This window comes from Novosphingobium sp. Gsoil 351 (assembly GCF_009707465.1).
Lineage (GTDB): Bacteria > Pseudomonadota > Alphaproteobacteria > Sphingomonadales > Sphingomonadaceae > Novosphingobium.
Genome location: NZ_CP046120.1, coordinates 2650907 through 2674318 on the forward strand (window position 1 = coordinate 2650907; position 23412 = coordinate 2674318).

General features: G+C 68.8%; 12 protein-coding genes. 2 read left to right on the top strand and 10 right to left on the bottom strand.

Features of this window, described 5'->3' with window-relative positions; all coding sequences use genetic code 11:
• Nucleotides 1-44 precede the first annotated feature (44 nt).
• The 9 genes from GKE62_RS12840 to GKE62_RS12880 all read right to left on the bottom strand — a co-directional run bounded on the left by GKE62_RS12840 (nt 45) and on the right by GKE62_RS12880 (nt 20823).
• Entirely contained in the window at nt 45-3185 is a 3141-nt protein-coding gene (locus GKE62_RS12840; RefSeq protein WP_154692576.1) for a CHAT domain-containing protein, read from the bottom strand.
• Nucleotides 3182-9262 (bottom strand): S-layer family protein, encoded by a 6081-nt coding sequence (locus GKE62_RS12845; protein WP_154692577.1) that lies wholly within the window; start codon nt 9260-9262, stop codon nt 3182-3184. Before GKE62_RS12845 ends, GKE62_RS12840 begins: the two co-directional genes overlap by 4 nt.
• The gene (locus GKE62_RS12850) at nt 9229-10902 is read right to left on the bottom strand and encodes a hypothetical protein (protein WP_154692578.1); all 1674 of its coding nucleotides are present in this window, start codon (nt 10900-10902) and stop codon (nt 9229-9231) included. The genes GKE62_RS12845 and GKE62_RS12850 overlap by 34 nt, the downstream gene beginning before the upstream one ends.
• The gene (locus tag GKE62_RS12855; RefSeq protein ID WP_154692579.1) at nt 10869-13178 is read right to left on the bottom strand and encodes a hypothetical protein; all 2310 of its coding nucleotides are present in this window, start codon (nt 13176-13178) and stop codon (nt 10869-10871) included. The genes GKE62_RS12850 and GKE62_RS12855 overlap by 34 nt, the downstream gene beginning before the upstream one ends.
• Nucleotides 13179-13204: 26 nt before the next feature.
• A complete protein-coding gene (locus tag GKE62_RS12860; protein WP_154692580.1) occupies nt 13205-16300 on the bottom strand; it encodes a filamentous hemagglutinin N-terminal domain-containing protein in 3096 nt (1031 codons plus the stop codon).
• Between the two features lie 25 nt (nt 16301-16325).
• Nucleotides 16326-18131 carry a ShlB/FhaC/HecB family hemolysin secretion/activation protein gene (locus GKE62_RS12865; RefSeq protein ID WP_154692581.1) on the bottom strand — a complete coding sequence of 602 codons (1806 nt, stop codon included), beginning with the start codon at nt 18129-18131 and terminating at the stop codon, nt 16326-16328.
• Between the two features lie 72 nt (nt 18132-18203).
• Nucleotides 18204-18701 (bottom strand): hypothetical protein, encoded by a 498-nt coding sequence (locus tag GKE62_RS12870; RefSeq protein ID WP_230206683.1) that lies wholly within the window; start codon nt 18699-18701, stop codon nt 18204-18206.
• Nucleotides 18701-19666, bottom strand: a complete 966-nt coding sequence (locus GKE62_RS12875; RefSeq protein ID WP_154692582.1) for an acyl-CoA dehydrogenase family protein — start codon at nt 19664-19666, stop codon at nt 18701-18703. Before GKE62_RS12875 ends, GKE62_RS12870 begins: the two co-directional genes overlap by 1 nt.
• Before the next feature lie 14 nt (nt 19667-19680).
• Nucleotides 19681-20823: an acyl-CoA dehydrogenase family protein gene (locus GKE62_RS12880; protein WP_154692583.1), complete on the bottom strand. Its 1143-nt coding sequence runs from the start codon at nt 20821-20823 to the stop codon at nt 19681-19683.
• A 56-nt stretch (nt 20824-20879) separates the two neighbouring features.
• Between GKE62_RS12880 and GKE62_RS12885 the strand changes: the two genes are divergently transcribed.
• Together GKE62_RS12885 and GKE62_RS12890 are read left to right on the top strand one after the other, a co-directional pair.
• Nucleotides 20880-21683: an enoyl-CoA hydratase-related protein gene (locus tag GKE62_RS12885; protein WP_154692584.1), complete on the top strand. Its 804-nt coding sequence runs from the start codon at nt 20880-20882 to the stop codon at nt 21681-21683.
• A 41-nt stretch (nt 21684-21724) separates the two neighbouring features.
• Nucleotides 21725-22522: a transglutaminase family protein gene (locus GKE62_RS12890; RefSeq protein ID WP_154692585.1), complete on the top strand. Its 798-nt coding sequence runs from the start codon at nt 21725-21727 to the stop codon at nt 22520-22522.
• 63 nt (nt 22523-22585) lie between these two features.
• Here GKE62_RS12890 and GKE62_RS12895 read toward each other — a convergent pair whose 3' ends face one another.
• The gene (locus GKE62_RS12895) at nt 22586-23371 is read right to left on the bottom strand and encodes an SDR family oxidoreductase (protein WP_154692586.1); all 786 of its coding nucleotides are present in this window, start codon (nt 23369-23371) and stop codon (nt 22586-22588) included.
• Between the last annotated feature and the right edge of the window lie 41 nt (nt 23372-23412).

Genomic DNA, 23412 nt, shown 5'->3' on the forward strand with positions numbered 1-23412 from the left:
TGTGCCTCTTGTCCGACCAAGCCTGGTTCCTTCCGCCCCCCGGCCTACCGGCTCGCCGCAGTGCCGGCCTGTCCCAGCAACTGCGCCTGCGCCTGGCCTGAGATCAGCGATTTGTTGGCATCGCCGACGACGAAGAACGCGCCCCAATAGATCGGGTGCGAACTTGCCCGCTGGTTCATGATCGCGAGCTGCGCGCTTTGCAACGCGTCGCCGATCGTGCCGCCCCGCGCGGCGCGATAGAAGTCCTCGATCAGCGCCTCGCTCTCGCCCTCGTCCGAGATCGGCCAGTAGGTGGTCAGAACCGCGCGGGCGTTGGCGGCCAGGAACGCGCGGACCAAGCCTTCGAGAGTATTGCCCGCTTCCTCCTGCCCGGCGGCGCGGGCTTCGGCCTGGCTGACCCCGCTGGCGGTCTCGCACGCCGAGAGCACGACCAGATTGGCGTCGAGCCTCAGCCGCGCGATTTCGTTGAAGCTGAGGATCCCGTCGGAACCGGCGTCGCCCATGCTTGTGACCAGCGCGGGAGGCGATTTGGCGCAGCCCCACTGACCTTCGGTTAGCCCGTGCGTTGCGAAGTGGAGCACCTGGAACTGGTCGAGATCGCTGCGTTTGAGCACCGCACTGTCGCTGAACGCAGCGTCGGTCAGCATCGGCGTTTCGCGCAGCCCCAGGGCATTCCCCGCGCGGACCAGCTCACTCTTGTCGATCGGTGCCAGCTCGCGGCTGAGCGCTGCGATGGTCTTGAGTTCGACCTGGCAGCCGCTGCCTACGCTGACCATCGTCCCCGCTGCCTGCCCGGTCATCGGGATCGGCATGTGCTCGGCAAAGCCCATGAACGGCAGCGGAGCGTTCGAGGCCGGGAGGCCCCTGGAGACCAGCAGCGAACGAGGGCTCAGCGCGGAGGACAGCGTCACGCGCCGGGCGAGGAAGTTTGTCCGGGTGTAATCGTAAGGATCTCGCGCACGAGTTGCTTTGAAATCATCGACGCTCGCCTGGTCGGTGACCAAGACGCCCAGCGGCAGCCGCTCGAGCGGGCCCGAGGGATCGACGATCAGCGATTTGGCACCTAGCATCCGGTTCTCGACCGGCCCCGCGACCAGCTGGAACAGCGCTCGCGCCGCGCCCACATCGAAGATAGGCAGCTTGTCATAGCCGCCGTCGATCGACGCGCGAGTCCGGTTGGCCAGCGCGTCGATCGTCGCGTTGTTGCGGGCGACCCGATATATCTGCGCGCCGTCGGCATCGATGAGGATGCCGAACGCATAGTTGCGCACCTCTGTCAGCTTGAAGAACGCTTCCCCCGGCCGCAGCACCTTGGTGATATCCGCGACCGTCACCGGGGTGTCGTCGACCGCGCTGAACGAAGAGTTGGCCTGAAGCTCGCCGTCGATCTGGACCAGGCGGCCCTCCAGCGCCTCGCGCTTCTCGTCGAGGCCCTTGGCAAGACCCGCCTGATCGTTGGGGATCGCCGCGATCTGATAGCGCAGCTTGGTGATCTCGCGCTCGACCTCGTCGCGGTCCTGGACTTTGGCGGCGAGCGCGCCATTGGCGGTGACCACCGACTGGAGCTGGACGAACTGCCGCGCCACTGCCGGATCGCCAACCGACTGGATCGCGCGGAAGAACTTCTCTGCGGCCTCGGGCGATCTGGTCCGCCGCGATTCGGAGACGAGCAGATCGAGGTACTGCTCGAGCGCGGGGGGCAGCAGCGAACCGGCCGCGTTGGACGAGACCAGCGCGTCGACCGCCTTGTCGAACTCCGCCATGACTTCTTCGCGCGGGCGCCCTGCCTGCGAAGCCATCCCTGCGCGCTCGAGCCGCGTCTCCGCCAGGCTCGGCCCGAAAGTCACTGCTTCGCTTCCCGCGCCTTCGAGATTGCTGACCGCCATGTCGAGCGCGGCAAGCGCTTCTGGATAACGCTTGTCCTGCGCGAGCAGCCGGGCGCGCTGGCGCTGGACCCGCGCGACCAGCCAGGCGACCTGCTGCTGATCGATCTGCTCGCCCTTGAGCGCGGCGATGCTGCGATCGGCGGCGTCGAGCGCGGCGATGGCTTCTGGTTTCTGCCCTTGAGCGAGCAACGCGACGCTGCGCGCCCAATTGGCCTGGGCATCGATCACCAACTGCGACAGCGAGGCGATGTCGGGGGTGGAGACCAGTCCGTTGCGGCGGTTTCCGGCCATCATCTGATTGATCATCCGCACCGTGGTCGGGTCGGTCAGCGGCTGGCTGGGGTCCATCGGCGCCGAGGCAAGCCGGTCGAGCGCGGCCACCGCGTTGGCGAAGTTGCGGCGGTTGAGCAGATCGAGCGCGCCGTAACTGTTGCGCTTGCGGACGAGGACTTCCGCGCCCGGCAGGGTGGGATTGGCGGCGAGCAGTTGATCCGCGCGATCGAAGTAGTTCTGCGCGGAATCGAAGAACCGCAAGTTGGAATCGGCAAGGCCCGCGACCAGCAGCAATTCGATGCGCTCGGCTATGGGGGCGTCGGCGGGCAAGCGGCTGATCGCGTCGTTGAGCGAGCGGCTGGCCTCCATGTGGAGCCCTTGGCGGATCAGCCGCAGCCCCTGCTGCAACGCGCTCTCGCTGTCCGCGGCGAGCGTGTTCGCGCCCATTTCCATCGGCGCGGGGGCGAGCGAGGCGAACTCGACGCCCGGCGCCGCGGTGCGGTTGCGATCCGGATTGACCTTGCTAGCCCCGGTCAGCAGCCGCAGCGCCTCTTCGCCCGGACCCTGCGCGGACGGAATTACGCTCAAGCTGAAGCGGCGCCCGTCGCGTTCCGCCACGGTCTCGATCGTCTGGAAGCCGAGCAGGCTGTCGAAACAGCGCCGCGCGCGGACCGTGCCGACTTCGGCGACGCGGGCATCGGCCGGGGCGCCGCACTGCAATGCCGCCTCGATCCGCGCCACATCGGCATCGCGCACCGCGCGGATCACGCCCAGATAGCGGTTCGCGGTCGCCCCGCGGCAGGTGATCGCATAGCTATCGGAAAAGTGGTCGGTGACCGAAGGGTCGTCCCAGTACCGCGTCGCCAGGCACGGCTCGCCCCGCGAATCGCGACCCAGTTCGAAGGTATCGGGTGCGTTCGGGCGCTTGGCCCATGCCGGGGCGGTCCCACCCGAAAGCGCCACCAGCGGCAACACCGCCAACATCGCCAAGCGCAGCGCGCGGCTTGCTGTGGAAGGCGCGGTCATGGGGCTCTGTCCTCGGATTTGGCGGCGCAATCGCCTTCCTTGTCGGGGTCGCACTCGATCGTCTGCAAGGGAAGATCGCTCAGCCCGAACGAGCCGACGTCGCCGAACAGCGATTCGTTGTTGGTCCCCACCACCGGATCGAAGGGAATGGAGAAATCGCCCTGGGTGCTGAAGATGTCGCCGCGGAACGCGTTGAGCGGGGGCAGCGGCGGCGAGCTGGTCGTGCTGGCGATGCAGCCCGACCCCGACCCGATGAGACAGCCGTTGATCCGCGCGCTGATCCGGTCGACCGCGTTCAAAGTGATAATCTGGTCGCCGAGAACCGCGGCGGCTGAATCCGGAACGCCGTTGATCGTCCCGAACAACGCAAACCCGCCCGCGTTAGGTGGGTTTGGACCCTGGAGGAAAAGCGCCGGGCTGGACGGACTGGCGGTCGAAGCCAGTACCGCGCCCGAATTGATCGCCGACCCGCCGGTGTTCTGGAACAGCGCGTAATCGGAATACCGCACCGTCACGCTGCTCGCCGACAAGATCGTCGGCGAGGTATAGACCGCCGCGCCAAATGCATCCGCGACGTAGAGCGTCGAGGAACCCCGCGCGACGTAGTCGGTGGCCACGGTCGCGGGTGCCGCGGGCGATCCGCCAGGCGTCAGCCCCAACGTAGCGAGGAAGCTGGCGTCGAGGCCCATCCCGATGCGGTCGGCCCGCAGATCGAGCGCCAGCCCCGGCACCAGAACCCGCCCGCCGGCGTCGGCAGTGGTGGCGAAGCGCATTGTCGTGGCGCGCGCGGTGGGCGACGCCGAACCGCCCAGGCGAAGCGTGCGCGTCCCGGTGGCGCTCGCCGAGATCGTCCCGGTGACGTCGAACCGCTGGAGTCCGAGCACGTCGATCCGGGTCGCTCCGGTATCGGCATCGAGCGCGAGCGTGCCGATCGCCACGTCCTGCCTGGCGCCTGCGCCAGTTCCGGCATCGAGGATCACGGTGGCGGCGTTGAGCCGGTTGATCTCCGCCTGGCTCAGCGCGAAGCCGCTGCTGCCGATCGCCCCGTCGCCCAATCGCAGCGGGCTGGCCCCGGTCGCGCGGTCGATCACGGTGATCTGGGTGGCGGCAACTGCCCCGTTGATGTCGGCATCGCTGGCGCTGAGCGTCACGTTGCGTCCCGTGGCGGTGACCGGACCCAGCGTAGCGCGGGTCGCCGCCGCCAGAGTGATGTCGCCGCCGGAGACCGCCGAACCCAGCGTCAGACTCGATCCGGTGGCGTTGAGGTTTAGAGTGGTGCCCGTGGTCACCGCACCCGCCGTGATCGCCCCCGCCGTGACCGCCGCGCTCGTTCCCGCCGCCAGGCTTCCGAGATTGGCCGTAGTCCCGCCGTTGATCGTCACGCTCGCCGCTGTCGCGGTGGTCGCGCCGGTGACGCCAAGCGACCCGCCGTTGACGATCACCGAGCGGGCGGCGGTGATGTTTGCACCGTTGATCGCTCCGCTCGCGTTGAGGACGACGTCGTGCCCGAGGTTGGTCGCGGTGATGTCGGTGAAGCTCAACGGGCCCGCGGTCACCGCGATGTCGACCGTGCTCGCGTTCGAAACCGGATCGGCCCCGCGCGCAGCGTTGCCCGCGCTGATCGCTTCGCCCGCTGCGAATTCGGTGGTCGCGCGCGCGGTCAGGCTCGCGCCATCGACCTTGCCCACGGTGATGCCGTTGGCGGTTAGCCGCACGTCGCTTTCGCGACCGGCGGTGCTTCCACCGGTCAACTGCGAATTGGCGAGCACGATATTGCCGCTGGCCGCCGAGACGGTGAGCGTTTCGGTGTTGTTCGCCGCCGTGCGGTCGGCATTGGCGACGAGCGTGAGGCGCCCGGCGCCCTTGGCGACATCGCCGCTGGTCGCGGTGACGGCGGCGTTGCCAGTGGCCGCCTGCGTCCGTGCCGAACCGTCGCCGAGCGTCACGCCCGTCCCGCCGGTCACGGTGTAGTTGCCGCCCGCCGTCACGTTCTGCTGGATCGCAGCGGTCGTACCCGCGCTGATGGTGGTGTTCGCACCAGTGGTAACGTCGCCGACGAGTTGCGAGGACGTGCCCGAGGCTACTGCGACGTTGCCGGCGGTCGCGGTGGTGCTTCCGAGCAGCGCCACGCTGGTGCCGGCGGCTACGGTGACATCGCTCGCTGCGGTGAGCGCCGCGCTGGCGATGACGTTCGCGCCGCTCGAATTGATGACGATGTCTCCGCCCGCGTTGGTCTCTGCCGCGTAGGCCGCGTCGAGCGCCGCCGCGCCGAAGGTTACGGTGCGCGTGTCCGGGCCGGTGCCTGAAGCGTTCACCGCTCCGCCGGTGGTGATTGTCCCTTGTCCGGCGAGCAACACGTCGTCGCCCGCGGTGGTGGCGCCGGTAATGGCGACGCTCGCGGTGTTCGATTTGAGCGCGATGTCCTCGCCCGCGCTGGCGCTGCCGATGGCGATGGCGTTGCCTGCCCGTCCGACCAGACTGCCGCCCGCACTCAGCGTGGCGGCGGTCAGGCCGGTTGCAGCTCGGATGTCGATGTCATGACCGGTGCCGATGGCGTTAACGGCGCCGACCGTGACCGAGCCGCCGGTAGAGACCAGATCGACCGACTGGCCCTGCGCCAGGTCGCCTAGATCGGCCGCGCCGTTCCCCGCATCGATGGTATCGGCGACAATGTTGCCGCCTGCACTGACCAGCGCGCGGTCGGCGTCGATGTCGTCGGCGGTTACCGCACCCGACGCCGAAAGGCCCACGTCGCTCTCGCGCCCGGCAATGCTGCCGCCGGTAAGCTGCGAGTTGGCCAGCACGATGCTGCCCGCGTTGGCAGTGATGCTCAGCGCCTCGGTTCCGGTGACGTCGCTGTTGCCGATCACCGTCAGGCGGCCCGAACCTTGCGCCACGTTGCCGCTGGTCGCGGTGATCGTCACCGCGCCCTTGGCCGCCTGCGTCCGCGCCGACGCATCGCCGAGCGTGACCCCCGTCCCGCCGGTGACGGTGTAGTTGCCGCCCGCGGTGACGTTCTGCTGAACCGCCGCGGTGGTGCCCGCGGTGACCGTGCTGTTCACGCCGCTGGTGACGTCGCCGACCAGTTGCGCGGAGGTACCCGAAGTCACCGCCACATTGCCCGCGGTCGCGGTGGTGGCGCCGAGCAGAGCCACGCTGGTGCTGGCGTTGATCGTCACATCGCTCGCCGCACTTAGGGCGCCGCTGGCGATCACGTTGGCAGTCGTGGAACGGATCACAATGTCCGCGCCGGGATTGCTCTCGGCGGGGAAGGCGATTGCGGTGGGCGAGGCGAAGTCGACCGTCCGAGTGTCCGGACCGACCCCACGCGCAATGGCCGCCGCGACCGTGACCGCGCCCGCACCAGTCACCAGCACGTCATCGCCCGCATCCATCGCGCCCAGCGAGGCATTGCGCCCGGCCGAAACACCAATGTCCTCGACCGCGGTCAGCGCGCCGGTCGAGGCGTCGCGGCGCGCGCGGGCGCCAAGGCTGCCAGCGCTGCCCACGGTCGTCAGGGTCAGGTCGTTCGCGGCATCGATCCGGGTATCGCCGCCTCCGGCAAGTGCGCCGCTGACGATGTTGCCGCTGTCGCCGCCGCCGCTGACGTTGCTGACGAGCATGGTAGTTCCGGCGGACGCGCTGCCGATCAGGATGTCGCCGTCGTGCGCCGCATCGCCCAGCGGAGCGATTCCGGTGGCGGTTAGCGCGAGCGCACCTCCGGCTTGCGCGGTGGTCAGGTCGATCGAACCATCGCTGGTGGCGGTCCCGGCGGCGACGGTCAGGCTGGTGCCCGCATTGGCGGTGCCAAGCTGGGCGAGCCCGCCAGCGGCCGCGCCGATCGCGCCAGTGGCGGTGACGTTCGCGCGCCCGAACGCGCTGTTGCTGGTGCCCGTAGATGCCCCTGCCAGTCCAGTGAGATCGGCGGGCGTCGCCAGAGTCACCGTGCCACCGGAACCGAGCGCGCCGAGGCGGATGTGAGTCGAACTTGTCAGCGTTGCGCTGCCGGCGGAAGTGGCGCTGCGTGCGCGCAGCTCGTCTCCCGCAGTCGCCGCGGCACCGCCCGATTTGGTCAGGCTCAGCGCACCGCCGAGCGAGGTCATCAGGATCGAGAGCGTGCCCGTGGTTGCCGTGATCGTCGCGGTGCCGTTGGCCGAGGTCAGCGAATCCGCCACTGCCGCAGCGGTGCCGAGATTGAGCGTGGTGCCGAAAGCGACGTCGCTGAGTTGCGCCGCGCCCCCGATCGTCCCCGAGATCGCGGTGCCGGCGCCGAGGTCGGTCTTGCTAAAGCTCGCGTCGAACGCTTCGGGCGCGCCCGCGGCGTCGAGCGCCACGAGAGGGATCGCGGCGGTCGGCTGCCCGGTGAGCACCACCGTCAGGTCGCCGGCGCCGCTCAGCAGCCCGACGTAATAGTTGTCCGCGGTCAACGCCGCGCCCGAGGTGTCGTTGAGCGTGATGGTGCCGGTATTGGTGGCGAGCGTGCCGATCGCCAGCTGATCGGCGTTGATCGTGATGTTGCGGTCGGCAACGATCCGATTGAGCGTGACCACGTCGAGCAGCGGGGTTGCCGCCAGCCCCGAACGGATGGTGACGTCGCCACCCGCACCGGTGGCGAAGATCGCCCCGCCGACGACGTTGGTTCCGGTCGGCGCGCCGCCGCTCAGCGGCGAGCCGGTGAGGGACCCGGCGATGTTGAGCGCCAGCGATCCGCCCGCGGTCAGGCTGTCGAACCGCGCGTCGCCGTCCGAATTGATCGTTAGGTTGCCGGTGGTGCTGAGCGCGGCGACCCCGCGCTGGGTCGTCGGCAGCGTGTTCTCGCCCCCGCCGATGCCATAGACCGAGCCTTGAGCATCGATCGCGACGTCGCCGCCGTTCGACCGGATCAGCCCGGTATCCGCCGCGGAATTGTAGGCCGCCAGCAGCACATCGTCGCCCGAATCGAGAGAAATGTTGCCTGCGGCGGTTAGCTTGGCCGCGATCGTGATGTCGCCGCCGGTGCTGGTGAGCGTGGCGGTCGTCCCGGCGCCGCCAGTGCCCAGGGCGATCGCCCCGCCGGTCGCGGTGATAGCCAGCGCGCCGCCGGTCGCGGTGACGGTGCCCGCGGTCACGCTCGCCCCGGTCAGCGTCGCGCTGGTCCCCGCGGTTACCGTCGTCGCGTCGAGCGCGGTCCCCGCGGTAAGCGCGGTGCTGGTGCCCGAAGTCACGCTGGCGAGCAGCGCGCTGGTGCCCGCGTTGGCGATGACGTTGCCGCTGCCCGCGCTGAGGTTCGCGCGCCCGCCGCCGGTGCCGCTGAGCGCGCCGGTGGCGGTTACGCTCAGGGTGCCGGCGGTCGCGGCGGCGTTGGCGATCCGCGCGTTGGTGGAAGACCCGATCGTCGTGCCGGTGGCCCCGGTGACCGAGCCATTTACGGCCAGTTCGCCGCTGACGCCGGTTTTGATCAGCGTCGCCGTGGCTCCGGCGCTGCCGGTGCCCAGCGTAAGGTTGCCGACATCGGCGCGCAAATCGATCAGTCCGACCGCGGTCGCGCTGTCCACGCTCACCACGTCGCCGCTGACGACGATGTCCGATCCAGCGCCGCTGGCGGAGACCGGGCCGAGCCGCGCCAGCGTTCCCGAGGTAACGGTGACGTCGCCGCCGGTTCCCGAAAGGTTGGCGTTGCCCGTGCCGATGCCGGTAACCTCGCCCGAGGTTGCGGCAACGGCGATCGAGGCCGCTGTCAGCGCGCCGATCCGCGCGTTGCCAGACGAGGTGATCGAGGCCGCGCCGGTGGCGGTCGCGTCGGTGATCGTGGTGTCGCCGCCATCGATCGTCAGCGAAGCGAGCGGCGCGGTGCCACCGGCGGTGCCGAGCAACGTCACTGGCCCGGCGGTCGTGATCGCCAGAGCCACTGCGCCGTTGGTCGTGCCGGCAAGCGTGATCGCCCCGCCGCCGGTGCTGGTCAGCGTGGTCGCCACGCCGAGCGTAACCGCGTCGTTGTAGGCCTGCGCCCCGGTGGTGCGCACCGTCCCGCCGTTGATCGCGGTGGTACCGCCCGCATCGGTGGTTAGCGAAGCCAGAGCCGCGCCGCTGCCGACCACCCCCCGAAAGTGGTGGCCGCGGAGGTGTTCACGGTCAGGGCGCGTGCGGTCGTGTCGCTGTCGACCGTCGTGGCGAAGCCGATGTTGCCGCCCGCGCTCAGCGTGGTGTCCGCGCTCAGGACCACGGCGTCGTTGTAGGTTTGCGCGCCGCTGGTGATGACGGTGCCGCCGTTGAGGTCGGTCGTCCCGGCCGCGTCGGTGGTCAGCGAGGCCAGTGCGGTACCCGCTCCAACCGTGCCGAGGAACGTGGTTATGCCAGCGGTATTTACCGCAAGGGCTTGCGCTCCGTTCACGGTCGAGCCGAGCGTGATCGCCCCGCTGCCGGTGCTAGTCAGGGTGGTCCCTGCGCCGAGCGTGACCGCGTCGTTGTAGCTCTGCGCGCCGGTGGTGGTGATCGCGCCGCCATTGATAGCGGTGCTTCCCGCGCCATCGGTGGTCAGCGACACAAGCGCATCGGTTCCGCCGACCGCGCCGCCGAACGAGGTGATCCCTGCGGTGTTGACCGTCAGCGACCGCGCGCCGTCGAGCGTGGTGGCGAAGGCGATGTTGCCGGTGGCGGTGCTGGTCAGGACGGTGGTCGCGCCCAGCGTGACCGCGTCGTTGTAGCTCTGCGCGCCGGTGGTGTTGATCGCACCGCCATTGATCGCGGTGGAACCGCCTGCGTTGGTGGTGAGCGAAGCGAGCGCCGTGCCTGCACCGACCGCGCCGCCGAACGAAGTGGTTCCTGCGGTGTTGGCCGTCAGCGCCTGCGCGCCGTCGAGCGTAGTGGCGAAGGCGATGTTGCCGGTGGCGCTGCTGGTCAGGATGGTGGTCGCGCCGAGCGTGACCGCGTCGTTGTAGCTCTGCGCGCCGGTGGTGTTGACCGCACCGCCATTGATCGCGGTGGAACCGCCTGCGTTGGTGGTGAGCGAAGCGAGCGCCGTGCCTGCACCGACCGCGCCGCCGAACGAAGTGGTTCCTGCGGTGTTGGCCGTCAGCGCCTGCGCGCCGTCGAGCGTAGTGGCGAAGGCGATGTTGCCGCTGCCGGTGCTGGTCAGGATGGCATTCGCGCCCAGCGTGACCGCATCGTTGTAGCTCTGCGCGCCGGTGGTGGTGACCGCGCCGCCATTGATCGCGGTGGACCCGCCTGCGTTGGTGGTGAGCGAGGTGAGGGCAGTCGTCCCACCGACCGCGCCGCCGAACGAAGTGATCCCGCTTGTGTTGACCGTCAGCGCCTGCGCGCCGTCGAGCGTAGTGGCGAAGGCGATGTTGCCGGTGGCGCTGCTGGTCAGGATGGTGGTCGCGCCGAGCGTGACCGCGTCGTTGTAGCTCTGCGCGCCGGTGGTGGTGACCGCGCCGCCATTGATCGCGGTGGAACCGCCTGCGTTGGTCGTCAGCGAGGCGAGCGCGGTGGTCGCGCCGACCGCGCCAATGAAGGTCGTTGCGCCGGTGGTGTTGACCGTTAGCGCCCCACCACCGTCCACTGCCGAGCCGAGCGTGATCGCCCCGCCGCCGGTGCTGGTCAGCGTGGTCGCCACGCCGAGCGTAACCGCGTCGTTGTAGGCCTGCGCCCCGGTGGTGCGCACCGTCCCGCCGTTGATCGCGGTGGTACCGCCCGCATCGGTGGTTAGCGAAGCCAGAGCCGCGCCGCTGCCGACCACCCCCCGAAAGTGGTGGCCGCGGAGGTGTTCACGGTCAGGGCGCGTGCGGTCGTGTCGCTGTCGACCGTCGTGGCGAAGCCGATGTTGCCGCCCGCGCTCAGCGTGGTGTCCGCGCTCAGGACCACGGCGTCGTTGTAGGTTTGCGCGCCGCTGGTGATGACGGTGCCGCCGTTGAGGTCGGTCGTCCCGGCCGCGTCGGTGGTCAGCGAGGCCAGTGCGGTACCCGCTCCAACCGTGCCGAGGAACGTGGTTATGCCAGCGGTATTTACCGCAAGGGCTTGCGCTCCGTTCACGGTCGAGCCGAGCGTGATCGCCCCGCTGCCGGTGCTGGTCAGGGTGGTCCCTGCGCCGAGCGTGACCGCGTCGTTGTAGCTCTGCGCGCCGGTGGTGTTGATCGCGCCGCCATTGATAGCGGTGCTTCCCGCGCCATCGGTGGTCAGCGACACAAGCGCATCGGTTCCGCCGACCGGGCCGCCGAACGAGGTGATCCCTGCGGTGTTGACCGTCAGCGACCGCGCGCCGTCGAGCGTGGTGGCGAAGGCGATGTTGCCGGTGGCGGTGCTGGTCAGGACGGTGGTCGCGCCCAGCGTGACCGCGTCGTTGTAGCTCTGCGCGCCGGTGGTGTTGATCGCACCGCCATTGATCGCGGTGGAACCGCCTGCGTTGGTGGTGAGCGAAGCGAGCGCCGTGCCTGCACCGACCGCGCCGCCGAACGAAGTGGTTCCTGCGGTGTTGGCCGTCAGCGCCTGCGCGCCGTCGAGCGTCGCGACGAAGGCGATGTTGCCGGTGGCGCCCACGCCGCTGCTCGCCAGCGTGGTCGCGCCGAGCAAGCTGACGATGTCGTTGTAGGTTTGGGTGCCGCTGGTCGAGATCGTCCCGCTCAGCGTCGTGGCTCCGCCGTTGCCGGTGGCGAGGTTGCGGACTCCGGTGAAACCGCTGTCGAGCGTGGTCGTCCCGCCGAAGTCGAGCGTGAGATCGAAGCCATTGCCGATGAGACCCATCGCGAAGCTGCCGCTGCCGCCGGTCAGCGTGGTGTTCGCGCCAAGGCTCACCTGGTCGCCAAAGCTCTGCGCCCCGCTGGTGGTGATCGCGCCGCCATTGATCGCGGTGGTCCCCCCCGTGTTTGTAGTCAGCGAAGTCAGCGCGATGCCAGCGCCGACCGCGCCGGAGAAGGTGGTCGTCCCGGTGGTGTTTGCGGTCAACGCGAAGCCGCCATTGACGCTCGAGCCAAGCGTCAGCGCGGCATTGCCCGAGCTCGCCAGCGTGGCGTCGCCGGTTAGGACCACCGCATCGCTATAGGTCTGCGAGCCGCTGGTAGTGATCATGCCCGCAAGCTGGGTGGTGCCGACAGCGTCGGTCGTAAGGTTGGCAATTCCCGTGAACCCGCCGTCGATCGCGGAGACGCCCGAGTAGTTCAGCGTCAGGTCGTTGCCGTTGCCGAGCACTCCGGGGGTGAAGCTGCCGGTGGTACCTATCAGCGTGGTGTTCGCGCCGAGCGAGACCTGATCGCCAAAGCTCTGCGATCCGGACGTGGTGACGAAGCCGCCGTTGATCGCCGTCGTCCCGCCGGCGTCCGTGGTCAGCGAGGCAAGCGAGGTGCCGACGCCCACGGCGGCGGCGAAGCTTGTCGTCCCGCCGGTGTTGACCGTCAGCGCCTGCGGCCCGTTCACCGTCGATTGGAAAGCGATGGCGCCTGCGTTCGAACTGCTAAGCGTGGTCGCCCCAGCCAGCGTGATCGCGTCGGAATAGGTCTGTCCGCCGACGGTCGCGATCGAACCCGAAAGCGCGGTAGTGTTGCCGCCGTCAATGACCAAGTCGTCGATCCCGGTAAAGGCACCGGTCAATGAACTCGACGCCGAATAGCTCAGCGTCACGTCGAAGCCGTTGCCCACGAGGCCCGCCGCGAACGTTCCCGCGGTCCCGCTGAACACCGTGGCGACGCCGAGCAGGATCTGGTCGTTGAACGTCTGCGCGCCGCTGGTGGTCACGGTTCCGTCACCGAACCGGGTGGTGCCACCCGCATTGGTGGTGAGGTTCGCGACCCCGGAAACGGTACCCGCGATGTTGGTCGCGCCCGAGAAGGCGAGCGTCAGGTCGGACCCGCCGCCCGCGATCGCGGCGAAATCGCCGGTGGTGCCGGTCAGCGTCGTCGCGGTGCCCAACGACACGGTGTCGCCATAGGATTGCGCTCCGCTGGTGGTGACCGAGCCGCCGTTGATCGCGGTCCCGCCGCCGGCGTCGGTAGTCAGGCTGGCGATGCTGACCGCGCCGCCCAAGGTCGTCGCTCCGCTCGTGTTGACCGTCAGTGCCTGCGCGCCGCTGACCGCGCCGAGCAGCGCAATCGCCCCCCGCTGGTGCTGGTCAGGGTCGTCGCTGCGCCCAGCGTGACCGGATCGCCGTAGGATTGTCCATTGACCGTCCGCACGCTGCCGCCGTCCAGTGCGGTGGTGCCCGTCGCATTTGTTGTAAGCGAAGCAAGCGCGGTGGTCGCGCCGACGGCCTTGGAGAAGCTGGTGACGCCCGCACTGTTCGCAGTCAGGTCGAACCCGCCGTCGAGCGTTTCGCTGAAGCCGATGGCGCTGCCGCTCAGCGTGGTGTTTCCGGTCAGCAGCACCACGTCGCCATAACTCTGGCTGCCGTTGGTCGAGATCGCGCCCGAAAGCTGGGTGGTCCCGCCGTTGCCTGTGGTCAGGTTCTTGATGCCGGTGAAGCCCGAACCGATCGCCGAGGTGCCCGAATAGTTCAGCGTCAGATCGAAACCGTTGCCGTTAAGGCCCGCGGCGAAGCTGCCGGTGGTGCCGGTCAGGGTGGTGCCGTTGGTCAGCGTCACCGCATCGCCGAAAGTCTGCGCCCCGCTGGTCGTGACCGCACCGGCGCCCAGCGACGTGGCGCCGCCGGCGTCTGTGGTCAGCGCGGTCAGCAGGGAGGTCCCGCCGACCGCGCCGCCGAACGTGGTGGTGCCGCCGGTGTTGACCGTCAGGTCGAAAAGACCATTGACCGTGCCGGAGAGTGCGATGTTTCCGCTGCCATTGCTCGCCAGCGTGGTGTTTGCTCCCAGCGTCACCGTGTCGCCGTAGGTCTGCGCGCCGGTGGTGGTGACCGCGCCGCCGTTGATCGCGGTGCCGCCGCCCGCGTCGGTGGTCAGCGAGGTGAGCGCTGTGCCTGCCCCGCCGCCGACCACGCCGCCGAACGTCGTGACGCCCGCCGTGTTGACGGTCAGCGCCTGCGCGCCGTCGAGCGTCGAGCCGAACGTGACCGCGCTCCCCGCCAGCGTGGTGTTCGCTCCCAGCGTCACCGCATCGCCGTAGGTCTGCGCGCCGGTGGTGGTGACCGCGCCGCCGTTGATGGCGGTGGAACCGCCTGCGTTAGTGGTCAGCGAGGCGAGCGCGGTGGTCGCGCCAACCGCGCCAATGAAGGTCGTTGCGCCGGTGGTGTTGACCGTTAGCGCCCCACCACCGTCCACTGCCGAGCCGAGCGTGATCCCGGCACCGCCGGTGCTGGTCAGCGTGGTCGTCGCGCCCAGCGTGACCGCATCGCCAAAGCTTTGTGCGCCGGTCGTGGTAACCGCCCCGCCGTTGATCGCGGTGGTACCGCCCGCATCGGTGGTTAGCGAAGCCAGAGCCGCGCCACTGCCGACCGCCCCGCCGAAAGTGGTGGCCGCGGAGGTGTTCACGGTCAGGGCGCGTGCGGTCGTGTCGCTGTCGACCGTCGTGGCGAAGCCGATGTTGCCGCCCGCGCTCAGCGTGGTGTCCGCGCTCAGGACCACGGCGTCGTTGTAGGTTTGCGCGCCGCTGGTGATGACGGTGCCGCCGTTGAGGTCGGTCGTCCCGGCCGCGTCGGTGGTCAGCGAGGCCAGTGCGGTACCCGCTCCAACCGTGCCGAGGAACGTGGTTATGCCAGCGGTATTTACCGCAAGGGCTTGCGCTCCGTTCACGGTCGAGCCGAGCGTGATCGCCCCGCTGCCGGTGCTAGTCAGGGTGGTCCCTGCGCCGAGCGTGACCGCGTCGTTGTAGCTCTGCGCGCCGGTGGTGGTGATCGCGCCGCCATTGATCGCGGTGCTTCCCGCGCCATCGGTGGTCAGCGACACAAGCGCATTGGTCCCGCCGACCGCGCCGCCGAACGAAGTGGTTCCTGCGGTGTTGACCGTCAGCGCCTGCGCGCCGTCGACGGTGCCGCCAAGGGTGACCGCGCCGTTCCCGCTGCTGGCCAAGGTGAGGTCACCGCCCAGGGTGATCGCGCCCCCAGAGACGCCGATAGCACCGCCCGCACTCTGGGTAACAGCACTCGCACCGCCAAGCGTGATCGCAGTGCCGCTGACGGTGTAGTCGCCCGCTGCGCTGACCGAGCCCGAGATGGTCGCGGCGTCGGTCGAGGCGACCGTAACGAACCCGTTCAGGCCAGTCGCGCTCAGCGACCCAGCGCTGACTATCGCAGAACCTGCCGCAGGGGCTCCCGTGCTGGTCGTCTTCAAGAGGATGCCACCATTATCGGCGGACGCGGTGAGGGTGGCAGCGCCATCGACGTTGAGCAGTGAACTGATGATGGCAGTCGCATTGGCCCCGACCAGCGCGACCGAACCGCCGCCCACTGTGCCGGTGGCAAGCACGTGGACGCCGCTGAGCGTCGTGCCGGTGGTGATCGTAAAGTCGAGCGGACTGCCGACACCGCTGTTGAAGGTCACGTCCTGCGCGGCGACAAGCGCGGTATCGCCGCTAGCCGAGATCGAGCCGGCGACCGATATTTCCTGCGCGACGAGGACGATGCTGCCGTTGGTCGCGCTGAGCCCGTAAGGTCCACCCATCGCTGCGGGCGCGCCAAGGACGATTTTCTCGGCCGAAGTGCCGGCTAGATTGATGCTCCCGCCGTCGAGGAAGTCGGTGTCGGTGACTCCCAGCGTAGTCATCACCAGGCTGCCGCCGTTGAAAGCGCCGGTCGGCCCGAAGGTGATCCCCGCCGGGTTGCTTAGGTAGACCGCGATGTTTGACTTGCCGTTCAGGGTTCCGTCGATCAGCGACCTGTAGATCGTCGGTGTCATCGCGCCATCGACGCCGGTGACCCGATTTAGCACCCCGATCGCTGCGGTGCCCGGTGTAGTGAAATCGACTTGGTTGCCGGCCGCGACGTTGAACGTCTGCCAGTTTATCACGCGCGATTGATCGTTGAGGTTTACACTGAGTTGCGTAGGGTTCGGGGTCGGCGATGGTGTGACGGACGTAGGCAATCCGAGTGGCCCGGTCGTGTCGGAAAAACTCGCTCCCTGCGTGCCGCTTAGCACTGGCAGCGTGTCGGTCATGCTTTGCGCTCGGGCCGCAGTCCCCCCGCCGAACGTCGCCAACGTCGTGGCCAGCGCGGTGCTGAGCTGGAGGGCTCCGGTCCGGCGAATGCGGGCGACGGTCATGGCAGCATTCCTTCGCGATACGGCATCAGTGGCGACCCCCGAAGGGCACGAGTTGCGCGGTGAGCGAGACGAGCAGGCGATCCTTGGGCACCTTAGCGCTGGCTCCGGTCAGCAACGGCCTGTCCAGCGGGTGCGCATACGTGACGTCGAGCCGGGCGATGCCCGACAGCGTCACCCGCACACCGCCGCCATAGCTGTTGAGCCGGCGGTTGGCCTCGGTGCTGCCGGTGTCGAGGTTGTACAGGTGGACGTGATCGTAGAAACCGAACACCTGCGTCGCCACGCGCGGCCCGGTCGGCAGGTTGGCGCGCAGCTCCGCGGTCCCCGCAATGGCCTTGTCGCCGGTATTGGCGCCCGGATCGTAGCCGCGCCCGACGGTCAGGTTGCCGATCGAGAATTCGTCGTAGTTGAGCAGGGGCTGCTCGGTCCATTGCCCCCGCGCCGATCCGAACAGCTCGAAAATCGGGCCGAGACCGATCTTGCTGTCGATCTGCCCGCGGATGACCCAGGCTTTGGCGTCGCCCTCGAACCGCGAGGGCGCATAGCCGGCCTTGGTGATGACACCGGTCTTGGTCGCGTTGAACAAGTCCAGCCCCTTGCGGACCTCGGCAAAGCCATTGACCGCGACGGCCTCGGTTCCGTCGCCGCGCAACTTGCGGGCATTGCCCGCGAACCGCATGTAGATCGTGCTGATCCGGTCGAGGTTCAGCGCGGCGCGGCCCCCCGCACCCCCCAGGTCGGTACGCTGGTCGATCCGCTCGAAGCCGACGCCCAGGTAATAATTCTCGTTAACCGTCCGCAGCAGGGGCTGCATCAGCTCGGCGTTGAGGATCCACGACTTGGTCCGCAGGTCGAGCGAGGGCAGGGTCGGGCGCGAATCGGCGAACGTCGCGCGCAGCGCCAGCGAGGTGCCGCTCTGGTCGACGAGCATCTCGTGGCCGACCTGGACGATCTTCTGCTCGTCGAAATCGACCGTCGTCGATCCGGCCAGATAGGTCAGGTCGCCCAGCCCGGTAAGGCCGTAAAGCTCGCCGCGGGCATAGACGGTCTCACGCCCCAGCTGCTTGGAGTTGTAGTTCTGCGCGTTCACCACCACCCCGAACGGGTGGTAGTCGACGGTCAGCTCGCCGATCACCTCGCCCGGCGCGCCGCCCGCGGGCTGGAGGGTGAGGCGGACGTCGAGCCCGGGGATGTCGTCGGCGAGCAGAAGCAGCCGCTCGGCCTGCGCTTCGTTGAGCGGATCGAACGATTGCAGCGCGGTGATCCGCTGCTCGATCAGGCCTTCATAGGGCCCGGCGTCGCCACGCACCCGGGTCTCGACGATGTGCGCGGTGACCACCTCGAGCTGGAGCGGTCCTCCCTCGAGCCGCTGTGCCGGAATCTGGACCGTGGCGACGTAGCGCGCCTGGCGCAGCGCGGCGTTGGCGGCGTCGCGGATGTCGCAGATGACGCGCACCGGCTGCTCGCCCGCGGGCGCACGGACATTGGCGAGGATCGGGACGAGTTCGGGCGCAAGCGGCTTGCCCCCCGCGCCGCCGAACTGGACCGAGGGGATCGTCGTTCGCAACTCGCTGCCGTCCAGCGGGCAGGGGCCGCGGTTGAAGGCGGCGCTGGAATCGACCGAGACCTTGCCCGGCTGTGCCTCGCGCTTGGGCGGCTCGGGATTGACCTCTTCGCGGGTTGGGGCGGATTGCGCCTGGGCGGCGGCCGAGAACCCGAACACCGAAACCAGAAACAGGGCTTTGCGCCAGTCGACCGTCATCGAATCCCCCATCGCGCCGCCCGGGCGTGTGTCGAAATCGGCGCGTACGATGCCTTCGTGGCAAGGCACGACCGGCAACCCTGAACATTGTTTTGATTGGCTGCCTGATTGGAACCAGAGGAAACCTCTGTCAACCGAACGTTAGCCGCCGAATCGCCGAATGGAAGCGGCTACATTTCTGTTCTTGCAAGAAACTCTGCCCAGGGCCGTGCCTCGGGCCGATCGCTGGTTTGCGGGTCCCACTGCCGGGTCATCAGCGTCCTCGCCATGGCTTCGTCCATCCCCTGGGTTTCGCGGTGCCAGCGAAAGAAGAACGCGGAAACGCGGTAGTTCATGATGCAGTGGACGTGGACCGGCGCGGTATCTGCGGAAGCCAGGGCCTGGGCGAAGGCGGCATAGTGCTCCCTCGCGGGGATCGTCGAACGGCACCGGGATATGGGTATAGCCGATGCCCAGCGCGCTCAGCTTTTCCGCCTCGTTCGCCAGCGCCTCGGGATGGTTGTCGAGCGCCAGGTTAACGACATGGCGCACACCGATCGCGGCCAGCGCCGCCAGGTCTTCGTCACGCAATCGGCCCGACGTGGTGGTCCGCGCATCGAGCCGCTGGAAATTGCGGATGCCGGTGGGGTCCTCAGCCATCACCCCGCCTTGCGATCGCCTCGCGCCGCGATCTCGCGCCATAGCCCCACGCCGCCCAGCCGGGCCGTGCGCTCGCCCAGCGCGCGGGCCCAGAACGCGTCGTTGCCGAACTCGCTGCGCCAACCCATCAAGCGGCGGGTGTAGCGGTTGAGCGGATACTCCATCGTGAACCCGATCGCGCCGTGGACGCGGTGGAGGATTGGCACCGCGATTTCGATCGCGCGGTTGGTGCGCAGCTTGGCCGCGGCGATCTCGAACGAGGCGTCGCCGGCATCGAACGCGGCGGCGGCGGCCTGTCCCGCCGCGCCGACCGCGGCGATTTCAGAACTCGCTTCGGCCGATGCCTGCTGGACCGCCTGGAACTTGGCCAAGGGTTTGCCGAACTGGACGCGGGCGTTGACGTGGTCGATGGCGAGCTGGAACCCGGCCTCGAGCGCGCCCGCAGCCATCGCCACGCGAACGAACGCGCCCTTGGCGCGCAGATCGGCATTGGAGGCGAAGACGGCGGCGGGTTCGCCGCTGAAGAACACCTTGTCGCGCGGGTTGCCGTCGGGCGAGGCGCCTTCGGTGAGCGTCAGCGCCGCGCGCGGATAGAGCTTCAGCCCCCCTTCGCCCGCCGTCAGAACCGCCGCGCAGTCCCGCCCAAAGCTCGCGTAATCGCGGTCGAGCAACCCGATCGCTCCCTCGGGCGCCTCGATCCCCGCTTCCGCGAGCAGCTTGTGCGCGACGATCGTCTCACCCAGCGGGGCGGCAAGCGCGTGGCTTCCGGCAAGGCGGAGAACGGCGAACAGGTCGCCCCAGTCGCCGCCGAACCCGCCCCCATTTTGACCGGCGCCTTCGGGCACGAGCAGTGTGGCGAATCCGGCTTCGGCCAGGCGCGGCCAGGCGGTCGCGCAATCGGCGCCGGCCAGTTCGGCGAACAGCCCGTCGGCCATGTCGGTCAGGAGGGTGCGGTTCTCGCTCATCTATCGAGGCCCCGTCATCGCAGGCCCAGGCCGCGCGCGATGATCCCGCGCAGCACTTCGGGCGTGCCCCCGCGCAGCGAATAGCTGGGCGATTGTACCAGGATGAACTTCAACAGTCGCGCCAGCCGGGTGTCATCGGCGAAATCGACGTCCTCGACCACCGCCTGGACCAGCCGCGGCATCGCCTGTTCATAGGCGTTGCCCAGGTCCTTGACGATCGCCGCCTCGACCATCGGGTCTTCGCCCGCGGCAAGCTTGGCGGCGGTCGCCAGGCTCATCTGCCGCAAGGTCCACATCTCCGCCGTCAGCCGCCCGATCAGCTCGGCCAGCGCGGGGGCGGGCGAGGGTCCGGCGTGGTCGATCAGCGCCTCGAGCAGCATGTGGCTCGAAAGATACCGCTCCGGGCCTGAGCGCTCGAGCGCGAGTTCGGCGGTGACTTGCGCCCAGCCGCGCCCCTCTTCGCCGACCAGTGCATCCAATGGCACCAGCACGTCCTCGAAGAAAATCTCGTTGAAGTGGTGCTGCCCGGTCATGTCGATGATCGGACGGATGGTGACGCCGGGCAGGTCGAGGTCGATCATCAGTTGGCTCAGCCCCGCCTGGCGTTCGCTGCCGGCCTCGGTGCGCAGCAGGGTCAGCGCGGCGTGGCTCTTGTGCGCGCCGCTGGTCCACACCTTCTGGCCGTTGACCCGCCAGCCCTCGGCGGTCTTTTCGGCAAAGGTGCGCACGCTGGCGAGGTCCGAGCCCGAGTTGGGTTCGGACAGCCCGATGCAGGCATAGATTTCGCCCGCCGCCATGCCGGGCAGGTACTTCGCCTTGATCCGTTCGGTGCCGTACTTGACCAGCAGCGGCCCGGTCTGGCGGTCGGCGATCCAGTGCAGGCCCGAGGGCGCGCCGTTCGCCAGCAGCTCCTCGATCACCACATAGCGTTCGAGCGCGTGGCGTTCGTGTCCGCCATATTGCTTGGGCCACGTCATCCCGAGGAAACCGGCGTCGCCGAGCGCGCGGCTGAACTCGGGGTCGAAGCTGAACCACGGGTTGGCGCGCTGTTCGGGCGCCCAGCGGTGTTCGTGCGCCGCGATCAGCGCGCGCACCTCATCGCGAAGGGCGGTCACGTCTCCGGGCGGGGCGAATTCGCGCAAGCTGAAGATTTGCATCGCCGCCGTCCCTATGGCAGCGGCAAGCCTTCCGCAACGCCCAGAGGTGATAGCCGATGACCCCGTTTCTCGAAGTCGAACGCCAGGGCCGGATCGCGATCCTGCGGATGGACCGCGCCGACAGCCTCAACGCGATCGGCACGCTCGAGGATTGCGACAATATTGCTGCCACACTCCAGCAACTGGGAGACGACCGCACCGTCCACGCCGCGATCCTCACCGGCAAGGGCCGCGCGTTCTGTTCGGGCGGAAACATCAAGGGAATCAAGGACCGCGTCGGCATCGGCCCGCTCGACCAGCCCGATTCCACCCGCTGGAACTACCGCCGCGGGGTCCAGCGCACCACCCGCGCGCTGCTCGATTGCGAGATCCCACTGATCGCCGCGATCAACGGCCACGCGATCGGTCTGGGACTCGACCTCGCCTGCCTGTGCGACGTGCGGATCGCCGCGAAAAGCGCCAAGATGGCGGCGAGCTTCATCAAGGTTGGGATCGTTCCGGGCGACGGCGGGGCGTGGACGCTCCAGCAGATCGTAGGCTATTCCAAGGCCGCCGAGCTGTTCCTCACCGGCGAGACTTTCACCGCCGAAGAGGCGTTGCGGATCGGCCTGGTCAGCCAGGTCGCCGAGGACGACGCACTGCTCGACGCCGCCCTGACGCTTGCAGGCAAGATCGCCGCCAACCCGGTCCGCGCGCTGCGCCTGACCAAGCGTCTGCTGCGCGAAGGGCAGAAGGGCGATTCGGACCAGGTGCTGGAATTGTCCGCCGCCTATCAGGCGATCGTCCACGAAACCAAGGATCACGTCGAGGCGGTGACCGCGATCCTGGAGAAGCGCTCGCCGACTTTCACCGGGGATTGATAGTTGCGGGAACAACCTGACCGCTCGGCGGCTTTGGCCGCATGACCCTCACCATCGCTGCGCATATCCGCTACAATTTCCCCGAACCGACCGATTTTCTGCTCCAGATCGAGCCCGCGATCATCCCCGAGCAGCGCGTCGATGGCTGGTTCTCGTGCACCCCGACCGAGCACTTTTCCCGCGTCGCCGCGCAGGACGGGATCGGCGAGCGAATCTGGTTGCGCCACCAGGGCGAGTTCGAGGCTTGGTACAACGCGAAGGTGCAGGTCGATCGTCTGCTCGCGCCGATCGAGAGCCTCGCTGCGGTGCCGACGCACCTGCTGCCGGGCGAGACCATCCAGTACCTGATGGATTCGCGCTATTGTCCGGCCGACCGCTTTCAATCGTTCGTCGGCGCGGAGTTCGGCGGGCTGGAGGGCGGGGCGCTGGTTTGGGCGATGCGCGACTGGATCTCGTCGCACTTCACTTATGCCCAGGGCTCGACCTCGATCACCACCGCGCTCGACACTTTCGTCGAGCGCCGCGGGGTATGCCGCGATTTCGCGCACATGCTGGTCACGCTGGCGCGCGCCGCGGCGATCCCGGCGCGGTTCGTCAGCGTCTACGCGCCGCGGGTGTTTCCGCAGGATTTCCATGCGGTCGCCGAAGTGTTTCTCGCCGATCCGACCCGGCGCGACGAGATCGGCGGCGCGTGGCACATGATCGATGCCACCGGCATGGCCGAACCCGCCGAAATCGCCAAGATCGGCATCGGGCGAGACGCTGCGGACGTCAGCTTCCTGACCAGCTATGGCTTTGCCGAATTCCTCGACAAGAGCATCGAGGTGAGCAGCGGCTAGACTTGCTTCGCGTTGAGTGACTGTCGTCCCGCTCGGCATGAGCGGGACTGGCGTCGGTTGGGTTCAGCCCAGACCCTTCATCAAATCCATCCGCGAGGCGTCGCCCACCTGGCTGCCGCCATCGACGTCGATGATCGTGCCGGTGACATAGGCTGCTGCGTCCGAGCACAGCCATACCGCCGCCTCGGCTACCTCGCCGATCTCGCCCCAGCGTTTGGCGGGAATTCGCGCGAACTGCTTGTCGGTGTCGCCGCGCGCGGGGGCGAGGCGGGACATGCCTTCGGTCCCGGCGATCGGTCCGGGCGAGATTCCGTTGACGCGCACGTCCGGCCCCCACTCGATCGCCAACACGCGGACGAGCTGGTTGACCCCCGCTTTGGCCGCGCAGGCGTGCGCCTGGAGCGCCATGGCGTTGACCGCTTGGCCCGCGGTGATCGCGATCAGGCTGGCGGGGGTGGCGAGCAGGTCGTGGCAGCCGCGGAACACGTTGAAGGTGCCGATCAGGTCGATGTCGATCACCGCCTTGAAGGCGTTGGCGCTCATCCCCAGCGCCGGGGCGAGGAAGTTGCCAGCCGCGCCCGAGACGACGATGTCCATCGGGCCGAGTTCGTTGCGGACGCGCTCCATCGCCGCGCGGGTCGCCCCGTAATCGCGCACGTCGGCGGTAAGCGCCAGCGCGCCGATGGGTTCGGCGGCGGCGGCGGCCTTTTCCGGATTGCGCCCAAGGATCGCGACTTTCGCGCCGAGTTCGGCAAGCCGCGCGGCGATGCCCAGATTGATTCCCGAGGTTCCCCCGGCGACAAAAGCGACTTTACCGGCGAACAGGCCGTCGCGGAATGGGCTGGTCATACGGTTCTCTCCCAAGGTCCGCTCGCGCCGAGCGAAGTCGA